This is a genomic window from Paenibacillus bouchesdurhonensis, assembly GCF_900155685.1.
GTDB lineage: Bacteria > Bacillota > Bacilli > Paenibacillales > Paenibacillaceae > Fontibacillus > Fontibacillus bouchesdurhonensis.
On record NZ_LT732548.1, the window covers coordinates 216,540 to 228,862 of the forward strand.

At 46.5% G+C, this 12,323-nt stretch carries 10 protein-coding genes; 9 read left to right on the forward strand and 1 reads right to left on the reverse strand.

Annotation, left to right across the window (positions count from 1 at the left end):
- The first annotated feature begins 172 nt into the window (after nt 1-172).
- From CZ379_RS05225 to CZ379_RS05270, 9 genes are all read left to right on the forward strand, one after another.
- Nucleotides 173-1,564 carry an MATE family efflux transporter gene (locus CZ379_RS05225; protein WP_110930695.1) on the forward strand — a complete coding sequence of 464 codons (1,392 nt, stop codon included), beginning with the start codon at nt 173-175 and terminating at the stop codon, nt 1,562-1,564.
- 227 nt (nt 1,565-1,791) lie between these two features.
- Nucleotides 1,792-2,337 carry a hypothetical protein gene (locus CZ379_RS05230; protein ID WP_110930696.1) on the forward strand — a complete coding sequence of 182 codons (546 nt, stop codon included), beginning with the start codon at nt 1,792-1,794 and terminating at the stop codon, nt 2,335-2,337.
- Between the two features lie 708 nt (nt 2,338-3,045).
- Complete coding sequence (locus CZ379_RS05235) at nt 3,046-4,035, forward strand: ABC transporter ATP-binding protein (protein ID WP_110930697.1); 990 nt, start codon at nt 3,046-3,048, stop codon at nt 4,033-4,035.
- Nucleotides 4,007-4,780, forward strand: a complete 774-nt coding sequence (locus tag CZ379_RS05240) for an ABC transporter permease (protein WP_110930698.1) — start codon at nt 4,007-4,009, stop codon at nt 4,778-4,780. The genes CZ379_RS05235 and CZ379_RS05240 overlap by 29 nt, the downstream gene beginning before the upstream one ends.
- Nucleotides 4,781-5,222: 442 nt before the next feature.
- Nucleotides 5,223-6,158, forward strand: a complete 936-nt coding sequence (locus CZ379_RS05250) for a LytTR family transcriptional regulator DNA-binding domain-containing protein (RefSeq protein ID WP_110930699.1) — start codon at nt 5,223-5,225, stop codon at nt 6,156-6,158.
- Between the two features lie 212 nt (nt 6,159-6,370).
- On the forward strand, nt 6,371-7,216 hold the full coding sequence (locus CZ379_RS05255; RefSeq protein WP_110930700.1) for an ABC transporter ATP-binding protein: 846 nt from the start codon (nt 6,371-6,373) through the stop codon (nt 7,214-7,216).
- The gene (locus CZ379_RS05260; protein WP_110930701.1) at nt 7,213-7,926 is read left to right on the forward strand and encodes an ABC transporter permease; all 714 of its coding nucleotides are present in this window, start codon (nt 7,213-7,215) and stop codon (nt 7,924-7,926) included. The genes CZ379_RS05255 and CZ379_RS05260 overlap by 4 nt, the downstream gene beginning before the upstream one ends.
- A gap of 20 nt (nt 7,927-7,946) precedes the next feature.
- On the forward strand, nt 7,947-10,223 hold the full coding sequence (locus CZ379_RS05265) for a preprotein translocase subunit SecA (protein ID WP_110930702.1): 2,277 nt from the start codon (nt 7,947-7,949) through the stop codon (nt 10,221-10,223).
- Nucleotides 10,224-10,588: 365 nt separating this feature from the next.
- Nucleotides 10,589-11,386, forward strand: coding sequence for an SDR family oxidoreductase (locus CZ379_RS05270; protein WP_110930703.1), 798 nt, complete (start codon nt 10,589-10,591; stop codon nt 11,384-11,386).
- Nucleotides 11,387-11,519: 133 nt separating this feature from the next.
- Here CZ379_RS05270 and CZ379_RS05275 read toward each other — a convergent pair whose 3' ends face one another.
- Entirely contained in the window at nt 11,520-12,221 is a 702-nt protein-coding gene (locus CZ379_RS05275) for a Dph6-related ATP pyrophosphatase (RefSeq protein ID WP_110930704.1), read from the reverse strand.
- Nucleotides 12,222-12,323: the final 102 nt, after the last annotated feature.

Consider the following 12,323-nt stretch of genomic DNA (forward strand, 5'->3'; position numbering starts at 1 on the left):
GCCATCCCAAAAGGATGGCCCTTAAACTATTTTGATTTTGCAACGAATAGTCTAATTCCACAATGGACTTAGCGGCTAGTCCAGAAGGATAATTTTATTATAGACTTGTTGGACTGTGGGTACTACACTAGGGAAGGCGACAAAGAATAGACCTAGTAGGAGTTTGTTAAACGTGACATTAACTGATCGTGTTCCATCCTGGAAGAAACTTAGTCTTTTTGCCGTGACTTGGCCCATTCTCATCGATTCCGTGCTGCGAATGATGCTGGGTACGGTGGACGTGTTTATGCTAAGCCGCATCTCCGATAAGGTGACTGGGGCAGTTGGCTTAGCCAACGAAATTATTTACTTCTGTATTCTAATGTTCGGCTTTGTCGGCATCGGCACCAGCGTTGCGGTTGCCCAGTATATCGGTGCCGGACGGGAGAAAGAGGCAGGCCGCATCTCGGCGAATGCCATTACGTTAAACCTGATTTTCGGGGTGCTCGTTAGTCTGGCCCTTTTTCTGTATGGGGAGCCCATTCTGCGGTTGATGAAGTTAAATCCCGAGCAAATCGAAATTGCAAGTCATTATTTAAAGATCATTGGCGGCTTCATCTGGATTGAGGCGCTCTCGTACGCGGTTTCTTCGGTCATCCGTTCGAGCGGACACACCAAAAGTGTGATGTATGTAACCCTAGGTGTCAATCTCGTTCACGTTACAGGAAATTATTTGCTTATTTTCGGGAACCTAGGCTTTCCGGAGTGGGGCGTGACGGGAGCGGCCATATCCACGGTCGTTAGCCGCTTTCTCGGCATCATTGTTCTTTTTATCATTCTGTACCGCCGGAGTCCTGCACCGATTCGCGCAAAAGATTACGTGGTCTGGAACGGCACTTACGTAAAACAGATTTTGCACGTCGGATTGCCCGCTGCAGGCGAGCATCTCGCTTGGCAGTCGCAGTACCTCATGATCATTAGTTTCGTCAATATGATCGGTGTTTCCGCATTAAACACGCATGTTTACGTCATGAATATCTCGAACTATTTTATGGCAATAGCCTTGGCGATTGGAGCTGGTACGGAAATCATTGTCGGGCAAATGGTCGGTGCGGGGGAAATGAAGGCAGCTTACAAAAGACTTATGAAAAGCGTGAGAATCAGCTTTGTGCTAACTTTAGCTATCGTGGGTGTGGCATCGATATTCCGGCATGAGCTTGTCGGCTTGTTCACGAAAGATCCCGGGATCATTGCCGCCGGGGCGGGGATTTTTCTGCTTTCCCTTATTCTCGAACCTGGCCGGACGTTCAATATGGTCATCATCAATTCGCTGCGGGCTGCCGGGGATGCGCGCTTTCCCGTATTGATGGGCGTGCTCTCGATGTGGGGTGTCTCTGTTCCGCTCGCTTATCTGCTTGGCGTTCATTTCGGGGTTGGGCTGCTTGGCGTATGGATCGCTTTCACGGTAGATGAATGGCTGCGCGGTATGATCATGCTGCTTCGCTGGAGAAGCCGGATCTGGGAGAAGAAGGCACTCGTCAAACCGGTTTCCGCCTCGGAAAATGGCATGGGGGTACAGGCTTAAACAGGTATATTTTATCAGAATATTTTCGCAAGAAGCTGCTTCTCAAGGGAAGTGGCTTCATTGTATTTCTACCTTGGTAATGCGGCAAGTCTCTGAAGAGAGGGCGACTCCGGGGAACTCATAGCATTAACGGCAAAGAGGGCTTGTACGCATCTTGCATTCGCACAAGCAGGCAGCCCGCCCCTGACGTACAATAAACCATAACCAGTGAGCGAGGTGAACTTTCCATGGAACAATCCAAAGAGGTGCTCGGACGGGTCAAACGGTTGCAGGGTCGGCCAGTATGCATCACCCTAAACAGCGGTAAGACCTACGTTGGCTACATTACCGACGTCAACAGCAGTGGCTTGACGCTGGCCAGCGCCGGAGCTCAGCCGCGCACCTCATCAGGGAAGCAAGGCTCCCGGCCTAAGCAGCGCAGAGCCGGCTCCCATGCCTCAGGCAGTCGTTCCGGCAGACGGCGAAGCGGCGCGCGCAAGCCATCCCTGCGTTACCGATCACGCAAGCCGGACGCGCAGGTATCGGCCTTTCTGCCGATGTTAGGCTCGCTGTTCGGGGGGATGATCGGCACCAGCGGACTTGGCGGCACTACTGCGGGAGCGCTAGGCGGTGCGTTGGGGAGCGGCATACGGCTGTTCAGCATGATCCAGCGATTTGTCCCAGTCGTGAGGTTGGGATACGGCATGATCAAGTCCATACGCCCGTTTCTCGGTGCCGTTCAGGGCTTGATGACGCCGTCCGAAGCTGCTGCGGCAGAAGGCAAATCACTGTAAACAAAAGAGGAACAGCCACTTGGACGACCCAAGGGGATCATTCTTGATACTCAAAAATAGTGGTTAAGTGAGAACTCCCGTTAGAAGTTTTGCTTGATTCGGACTTTGAGTTTATTCTACAATCCAAAATATGGGGACTAAGGAAAGGGGACTCGTTAGCCAATGTGGACCTTCCTTGTAATGGTTTGATTGAATCTGATCGCGTGATCCGGTAATGGAATGGTGTGCGTCAATCCCCCGGTACATCACACCGATCCTCAACCATTTCAAGGAATGCGGGCAGCCATTCGATATACCTGTTGCGCGGATACTTGATGTATCCGCATTTTTATTTAGCGGCAGGAACTAATCCATCTCCAAACAAAGGACGGGTCTCTCGCTTCCTGTTTACGGGGGATATGTATAAATTGATCGGGTTCAGATTCTATTTTATATTTTGCTGGATTTAAAATGTACTTTCACTGTTAATAGACAGCTAATTAGAGTTCGTCAACTTCTTCAGCCAGTCCATTCAGATCCTCCTTTCACGGTTGCTATTATATTAGCTTTATCAGCGGATTAGCGAGACTTTCCTTTATAGCCCAAATCTCCTTCCTTAGACGGAGGCCATTTCCATCTGGAGCCAGTTAAAAAAAACGATACACAAAAATAGAATGGAGGTATCAATGGAATCACCTTTTTATTTCGTTCGGGAGAGGATGTTATGAGGTGGAGAAGATTATAGAAGTACGGGGTATTAGCAAGGTGTATGGACGAAGAAAAACGAAAGAGAAGATCCATGCAGTTCGGGATGTTTCTTTCACTGTGAACCGTGGAGAGGTTGTTGGTTTATTAGGGCCCAATGGGGCCGGGAAGACATCAACGATAAAGATGCTCTGTGGTTTGTTGGAATCGGATGCGGGTTCCATCTCCATTCATGGTCTGGATATTAGCAAGAAGAGACTTAAAGCTCTAGAGCATATTAGTGCTGTATTGGAGGGGAACCGAAATTTATATTGGCGCCTTACCGTCCGGGAAAACCTGGAGTATTTTGCGGGCAACCGCGGTTACTCTCGGAAGCAGGTTGCTGATCAAGCCGACAAATTATTAGAGCAATTCAACCTGAAGGAAAAGGAGAATGAGCTGGTCAATGGATTATCTCGGGGGATGCAACAAAAGCTGGCCATCGCAGTAGCACTATTAGCTAATACGGATGTCATCTTGCTGGATGAGCCAACGCTTGGTCTGGATGTTGAGGTTAGTTATGAATTGCGTGAAATTTTAAAGACGATCGTGAAGGAAGAAAAACGTACAATTATTATTAGCTCACACGATATGCCCGTCGTTCAGGAGCTGTGTGATCGGGCCATTATCATTAATAAAGGTGAAGTTGTCATCGACGACAGGGTGGAGAATTTACTTAAGCTGTTTGAAACAAGGGCATATTCGGTGAAGTTGGGTGAGCAATTAAGCTTGGAGCAGGAGAATAAGCTGCGTGGCCGATTCCCTTTAAGTATATATAAAGCAAGCTCCCATGAGAGTATCGTGGAAGTTAATTTAGAGCATAGCCAGGACATCTACGAGTTGTTCGACCTTCTAAAAGAGGAAGGAACCATTGTGGAGAGTATTGATCGTATAAACATCGACTTTGAGCAAGTGTTTATTCAAATTGTTAAGGGAGGGAAGAAGCATGAAATGGCTACACTTATTGAGTGCTAACTTTCGTAAGGAATATATCGAACTGAAACGTTATCTGCCGAACACCATTGCGTTAGTATTCACTTTTTATATTATTTTCTTGGCTGCATTCTTCGGAATTATGTTCATTGGTGATCCAGCAAGCTTTGATATGAATGTCCAGTATTCGATTGTAAGTGTAGCCTTCTGGAGCTTAACGATGATGACGATGAATTTCATTGGTTATTCGGTAATCACAGAGGCAACGCGCGGAACGTTGGAACAAATATATATGTCTCCTATGGGGGTATGGAAAATCATGCTTACACGCATCATTGGGCAATTTGGCTTACAGTCGGTTGTTATGGTCATCTTGCTCTTGGCTGCGATGCTTACCTCGGGGCAGTGGTTGAACCTTAATCCTATAACGTCGATCCCGATCATAGTAATTACAATGATAAGTATGGTGGGTGTTAGCTTTATGATTGCTGGCCTAGCGATTATCGTGAAACAAATTCAAGCTTTTCTGCAGATTTTCCAATTTGTATTGATGGGACTTGTATTTGTTCCGTTAACGGTAGCTCCCTTTCTAGTATTTGCCCCATTCGTCAAAGGGGTGAATATGGTAAGAACGGTAATGATTGAGGATCTGACACTGACACAACTGCCTTTGGCAGACTATGCGGTCTTAACCTTAAACTCGCTGGTATATCTATTTGTAGGGCTCTTTGTATTTCATCTCTGCGAAAAAATAGCCATGAAGAAAGGTCTTCTAGGGCAATACTAATATTCGACTTAGTTTTCTCGCTGCTCAAAAGTAACTTGCCGTTACAGACAGCGCGAAGAACCACTTCACAAATACGTTAAGTAACTTTCCAATGTGCTGCCGGAAACGTATCGATCAAACAGAAACTAGAGAAAACAACTTCGGTCATTGCTGGAGGTGCAAGAGATGAGGATGGAGGCAGGCTAAAGCCAGCCTCTGTCCATAAAATCAAAACGGCCGTCAAAAGGATGTTTAAATCTTTGAATCTCCTTGCGATTTATAAAGGTTTTTATCATTTTATAGGCAAACCGGAATTGTTTAAGCTAAAAAAGCGAGGCTGTTGGAGTTTTCTGATGTTTTTCCACTTGTAACCGTTATATTTCTCAATAGAAACTGGCAAAAAAGTATCCTAACATTATAATTGGTATATATATCCTATAGTGGCGTTGATCAGGAGGATGGCATGCAATTTCAACCAATATATTATGATGGGAAACTAATTCTACCGAAGATCGAATTAAATATGACATCTGAACAATCGATTGGTATTATAACGGACTTAAAGCGTAAGCAGCTTTTAATGAATCAATTAGGGGACCATTCCCAGTACTTTTTATTTCGAGCTGGACAAAGCGAATATATGCGTTTAACAGTAGAAGAGCTGATCATTTTTCTAATCAAAGTAACAGAGAGGAGAGAGCGGGTCGCTCTTTTAATAGATTATTTTGCTCTAAAAGAAGAACGGAAGGTAAAAATCAAGGATCTAAGCCCATCGAAAAGGATGTATGTGACATTGCTGCGTGTCTTTTTCGCGCATCAGCCTACACTTGTGCTGGAGGAACCCTATTTTTACTTGGAAGAAGAAGATCGTCGGCATTTTAAACGGATTTTAGATGACCTTTCGAAAGAAAGGCAAGTTTTAATTTTAACTTCGAATTTAGAGGATGCCCTTATTTCCTGTGATGCCATTTATCGATTGAACGAGCTCGGATTATATCCATTGGATATTCGGGACTCGGAAGAGGAGAAGCAGGAAGTGCAGGAACAAGATCAGGCCAATATCACTTTGCAGAAGATTTCTACGAAAAGAAATGACAAAGTGATTTTAATTGATCCGCCTGAAGTTGATTACATAGAGAGCCTAGATGGTTCGATCCTTGTTCATGTGGGTGGAGAAAATTATGTCTGTGCTTTGACGCTAGCCGAGCTAGAGCAGAGATTGTCGAACTTCGGATTTTTTAGGTGTCATCGATCTTACATCGTTAACTTGCAAAAAATAAGAGAAATTATTACATGGACGAAGAATAGCTACAGCTTGCGATTAAATACTGGTAAAGATGCCGTGGTTCCATTATCTCGTTCAAAATTGCATGAATTAAAAGCACTTCTTAACATTTAAGATGTTTGCGAAGAACATAGCTTCGTAAGCATATGCCAGTCTGAGTAGCAAACATAACTTTGTGAGCATATGCCATTTCCGGGGTAATATCGAACCAATCAAGAATTCCATGGTACCATTCAGGCGTTAACAGCTACATTTCAGCGGTTTTTGATGGCTGGAAACAGGCAATCATTATATGCTTAAGGCATCAACTCCAGGGAAGTGGTGTCATGGATGTTATCCAAGTAGAACATATTCGAAAGAAATTTGGAAATAAGGATGCGCTATCAGATGTGTCCTTTTCCATTTCAAAAGGGGAGATTTTTGGTTTCCTAGGACCGAGTGGTTCGGGAAAAACGACATTAATAAAGATTTTAACGGCGCAATTAAATCCGACAAGCGGACAGGCAAGTGTATTTAACCAGCCAGCGGAAATGATGCATCAGTCTGCCCAGAAGATGCGCTTTGGCATTTTGACGGATAACAGCGGTCTATATGAGAGATTATCGATTGAGGAAAATCTGGAGCTGTATCGTAAGCTATATGATCTTCCTAAATCGTCGATTGATAAGGTGCTGCAGTTTGTTAACTTAAGCGAAGAGCGCAAACAGAAAGTCAATCGCTTATCGAAAGGAATGCGTCAGCGTGTCATTTTGGCATGTGCGATTATCCATGAGCCAGAATTATTATTTTTAGATGAACCTACCTCGGCTTTAGATCCCGTAAACTCAGCCCATATTTATAAAGGCTTACGCAACTTAAATGAGAGAGGGACAACGATTTTTTTAACTACGCATGATATGGCTGAGGCAGAATTGATATGTAACCGTATAGCGATTTTGTATCAAGGACAAATCCAAACCATCGGCTCACCCAAGGAACTAAAAAAACAGCATCGAGAAAACGTAGTTTGTGTGGACTTAATCAATGGGGAAGCCTACGAGCTCCCGATCGATGAGGAAACGGCTGATCAAATCGCCGATTGGATGAAACTAGGGTTAATTGATCGATTAGAGACAAAAGAGCCAAGTCTAGGTGAAATCTTTATTAAAATGACAGGAAGTGAGTTACTATGAGTATCTCATTAAAACGTGCCGGGGCGATATTTGTGAAGGATTACAAAGAGTTTTCACGCAATTATGCGGTCTCTATTATGCTGATTTTTCCAATACTCTTCGCACTTCTTTTTCGAGGTGCAGACCAGTTATTGCCTGGAGCTATCGGCTTGGTTTTTAATACTTCATTTGTGATGCTAACGTGTTTTGCACAAGCCTGCTTGATTGCGGAGGAAAAGGAGCGCAACACATTACGATCATTAATGATGACTCCGGCCACAACCATGGACGTTTTAATCGGTAAAAGTTCGTTAGTTTTTGTCATGTCTGCTGTTGTTCTGGCTATTTCTACATATATATTAGGCTATGAGCCAGCAAGTATAGGGGCGTTTGTGGCAGCAACCATTGTTTCGATTTTTTTATATACAGCAGTCGGGACGATATGTGGTTTATTTTCCAAGACCTTGCTTGACGCATCATTTTCTATCATTCCTGCTGCGGTCGTATTCATTGGGGCACCATATGGAGGAATGTTATTAGCGGATGATTTTCCGATTTTCAAAGTGCTGGGTTACACACCAAGCATTCAACTTGTGCATTTGCTAGGTGTAAGCAGTACAGGCTCTACGATGGGAGATTTATTAAAACCCCTCCTCATTATTTTAGCATGGACGAGTGTATTAACGTTTATATCTGTTGTTTTGTATCAACGACGGTTAAAGGATGAGTAGGAAGGAGGGATCCAATTCCGATGAATTTAGCTGTCAGGTTGATGCAAGAATTCAAAGACCGCGATAACCGACATAGGTTGAAAGGCTACCGGGACAAAGCGGAGCTCATCCGAAAACGGAATTTGGAAGCAGGGGATGAAAAGCAGCTGCAAGCGGAATCTCTCCGGCTGAAAAAGGAAGCAAAATCGGGTACGCCTTTGGACGAGCTGCTTGTCGATGCTTATGCGCTAGTTTGCGAGGCAGCGAAGAGGACGCTTGGATTACAGCCTTACGATGTACAGATCATGGCTGCCATTGCCCTGCACGAGGGGTTTTTGATCGAGCAGCATACCGGTGAAGGAAAGACGCTCTCTGCGGTTATGCCTGCTTATCTAAATGCGCTAACTGGCAAAGGCGTTCATGTGCTGACTTTTAACGATTACTTGGCAAATCGGGATGCGGAATGGATGAGCCCCATCTATCGTTTCCTCGGGTTAACGGTAAAATCGGTGCAAGCGGGCATGAGCTTGTCCGAGAAACGGGAAGCGTACGCGGCGGATATAACTTATGTTACGGCCAAAGAGGCGGGATTTGATTATTTGCGCGACACGATCGCGCTGAGCTTAGCCGATACCGTGCATCGTTCTTTCCACTATGTCATCGTCGACGAAGCGGACTCGCTGCTTCTTGATGAAGCGCGGGTGCCGCTAGTCATCGCTGGCGAGCCAGGATCTTCCGGTGACGACGGCATTCGTTTCGCAGAAGTGGCTCGGCAGCTCGAGCAAGATGAGCATTACGACTTGGACGAGTTCGAGCGGAACGTTTATTTAATTGAAGCAGGCGCTACGAAAGCGGAGGCGCTGCTGGGATGCGGCAATTTGTACGATAGCCATAATAGTCATTTGTTATCGTCATTAAATTGCGCGCTGCATGTAGAATCATTATTTAAAAAAGACGTCGATTACATCATCCGGGACGGTAAAATCGAGCTGATCGAAGAATATACCGGCCGCGTGGCGGAGAACAGGTATTTGCCGGACGGGCTGCAAGCCGCGCTTGCGGCCAAAGAAGGGCTGCAGTGGACAGCCGGCGGGAAAATTCTAGGGACGATTACTCTTCAGCATTTCATCAGCCTGTATCCGAGGATTTGCGGGATGACGGCTACCGCCAAGGCTTCTGCAATGGATTTCGAAGATATTTATCGGCTTCAGGTTGTGCCAATCCCGCCGAACCGGCCAAACATACGAATCGACTATCCGCACCGGATTTATACCCATAAAGAAGCCAAATTTAAGGCGCTTATCCAAGAAATTTTGTCCGTCCATAGGGGAGGACGTCCTATTCTGATTGGTACGTCAAGCGTGGAGGAGTCTGACAGGCTGGCGGAGGCGCTGGCAGCTGCTGGTGTACCTTGCCATGTTTTGAATGCGAAAAACGACGCAGAAGAAGCCGAAGTCGTGGCCAAAGCGGGAGAAATCGGCGCCGTGACGGTGTCTACGAATATGGCGGGACGCGGCGTCGACATTCGGCTCGGCGGCGGCAACCCCACGCAAGCAGCAGATGTCGCCAAGCTGGGCGGGTTGTACGTCATTGGTACCCATGTGAATGAAAGCGTGCGGATCGACGACCAACTGCGCGGGCGTTCGGGTCGCCAAGGCGACCCTGGAGCTTCCATATTCTTCGTAAGCCTGGAGGATGAGTTGCTGCTGCGGTTCGGTACTCATAAAACGGTTCGCGCTCCCAGGCAGGATGAGGCACTCGAAAAGCCGGGGCTCCGCAGCAAAATCACGAGTATTCAACATATTGTTATGGGCCAAAACTTCGATATCCACCAGGAGCTGAACTGTTATTCGGATATGGTAGAGGATCAGAGGCGTATCCTTTACAAGGAGCGGCTCGGAATTTTGAAAGGCGAGCAGCCGATGAGCCCTTCGGAGCAGCGGGTACGGCTTTTTTATATCGATAAGTTCTGGGCTGACCATCTGGCCTACGTTTCTTACCTTCGCGAAGGCATTCACTTGGAGAGCCTTGCCAGCCGTAATCCCATCGATGAATTTCATGTGCAAATTACTGAAGCATACGAGCAGTTAATGGACAACATAAATAGAGAATCCGCGGATATGCTGGCAAGGCTCAGGGGCTCAAATGATCCAGCGGAGTGGGAGAAGTTCGGGCTGAAGAGCCCTACTTCCACTCGGACTTATATCATCAACGATCAATACATCCAGAACAACCGTAGCTCATGGACCTGGGCGACCGTATTGGCTTATTACCTTCACAAGTCTTTGAGGCCGATGTTCGGGTGGTCTAAATTTTGATCGGGTCGAGGACGAGTTCTAAACTTCAATTGAATAGGCTGAACGGGCAGTGTTGTACATTAATCCTTGATGTGACTTTATGTTTATTCTATAATCCAAGATATGGAGATGGGGGAAAGGGGACTCGCAGGCTAATGTGGACATCCTTGTAATGGTTTGATTGAATCCGATCGCGTGAATCTGGTAATGGAAAGGATCATTACTCCGGTTCATCATGCCGATCTTCAACCATTTCAAGGAACGCGAGCAACCGTTCGAACTACCTGTTGCGCGGATACTTGAGGTATCCGCTTTTTTGTTTAGCGGCGGGATGAATCCATCTCCAAGGGCGCTCTCGTCTCCTCTTAACGGGAGGTATATCGAAAATGACCAAATTGCACAATAAAATTGCCATCGTCACGGGGGCGAGTCGTCCAGGCGGAATTGGGGCTGCGATTTGCCGGGCATTGGCTAACGATGGCGTGAGCCTGTTCTTTACACATTTGTATGATTACGAGAAGGAATTTTATCCGAAGGATGCCGATGAGAATTGGCCCGATTCATTCGTAGGTGAACTGCGACAATTGGGCGTTCAAGCTGCTCATATGAAATTGGATCTCGCCGTACCGGGTTCCGCGTCCTATTTGTTGGAGGAGGTTCGGAAAAGGGTAGGTCTTCCCACGATCCTCGTCAATAATGCGACGTATAGTGTTGATGCTGATTTTCGCCAATTAAGCGAGTCTATTATCGACGCTCACTGTGCTGTAAACATGAGGGGGACCTTCATGTTATCTGCCGAATTTGCACGCATGCTCGAGGCCGAGAACAACGCTCGTTCCTCTAGTTGTGTACTCGGAGGACGAATCATTAACCTCACTTCCGGCCAAGGGAAGGGCCCTATGCCTGGCAATCTTGCCTATGCAGCGACAAAAGGGGCCATCTCCGTGTTTACCGAATCCCTGGCCGCAGAGCTGGCACCGCTTCACATTACGGTCAACGCGGTCGATCCCGGTCCTACCGACACCGGCTGGATGTCCGATGAGGTGAAGAATGCAGTGCTGTCGCAATCTCCGATGAGCCGGATTGGTCTTCCGGAAGATGCGGCTCGACTTATCGCTTTTCTGGCAAGCGACGATTCCCAATGGATTACCGGCCAAATCATACATTCCAGAGGCGGCTTCTAAGGGAATGTTAACGGTTACCCATAGTTGAAGAAAGCGAACTACTGAAAGGGCCATCCACAAAGGATGGCCCTTAAACCGCCACGGATGGTTCTAAAACTTGGTTGCAATATCTGTTCATATTCGACCATGGGGTTTATCCCACCCCAAGTTCATGCAGCTCCAGCGGCAGGAAAGCATACTCTCCGTTACGAATGATCTCACCTTTGCTTATGGAGATTGGCTTGTGGAATAGGGGGCCATCGATGACGGCGGTATGGAACTCGCCCCCTTCTCCGCAGGGGTCGATCCTGCGAGCTTCGAGCTCCTTCACATAGTCCAGAGTCAACACGCGCCCTAGATCCTCTTCTTTCATGCCTAACGATACATTCACTGTAACGACAACTGTAACGAATCCAAGCTGAATGAATTCTTCAACAACGTCTCGATGATTCATTTCCCATAGAGGCATGCCAAGCTTTAATCCAGCATTCTTTGTCACCTTGTCGTGCCAGCACCCGTGTTCAGGCATATCCAGATCACCGGTTACTAACGCCTCTGCCCCTTGATTTTTAGCGTTTGTAAGCAAACGGATGAAATTCTCCTCGTAATCTGCCCAGCTTGAGGTTGCGGTATATAGGGGTAAACCTATGGACTCCGCTTGAGCCTGCAAGAGCGCTGGAGGCAAGCCATGGGATCGGGAGCGGTACCCGTCTTCTTCTAACATCACGATAAGTCCAATGGCCTCTCCAGCCTTCATCGCTTTGTACAAGGCTAGGGTGCTGTCCTTTCCTCCGCTAAAGGAAGCTATAAATTTATGTCCACAAGCGCCTGTTTTCCAATTTGATACTTCGGTCATTCCTAGTTCTCCTTTATGTAGGTATGAATTTATTCTTTCAGGTTTGATAGAGGAAAGCAAAACTTGTTTAATTTACAAGCCTTTTTCTTAAATTAGTATATA

Excerpts from the sequence above, each read along its gene's own strand:
- CZ379_RS05230 (WP_110930696.1), top strand. The coding sequence starts at position 1,792 with ATGGAACAATCCAAAGAGGTGCTCGGACGGGTCAAACGGTTGCAGGGT.
- CZ379_RS05240 (WP_110930698.1), top strand. The coding sequence starts at position 4,007 with ATGAAATGGCTACACTTATTGAGTGCTAACTTTCGTAAGGAATATATC.
- CZ379_RS05250 (WP_110930699.1), top strand. The coding sequence starts at position 5,223 with ATGCAATTTCAACCAATATATTATGATGGGAAACTAATTCTACCGAAG.
- CZ379_RS05255 (WP_110930700.1), top strand. The coding sequence starts at position 6,371 with ATGGATGTTATCCAAGTAGAACATATTCGAAAGAAATTTGGAAATAAG.
- CZ379_RS05260 (WP_110930701.1), top strand. The coding sequence starts at position 7,213 with ATGAGTATCTCATTAAAACGTGCCGGGGCGATATTTGTGAAGGATTAC.
- CZ379_RS05265 (WP_110930702.1), top strand. The coding sequence starts at position 7,947 with ATGAATTTAGCTGTCAGGTTGATGCAAGAATTCAAAGACCGCGATAAC.
- CZ379_RS05270 (WP_110930703.1), top strand. The coding sequence starts at position 10,589 with ATGACCAAATTGCACAATAAAATTGCCATCGTCACGGGGGCGAGTCGT.
- CZ379_RS05275 (WP_110930704.1), bottom strand. The coding sequence starts at position 12,221 with ATGACCGAAGTATCAAATTGGAAAACAGGCGCTTGTGGACATAAATTT.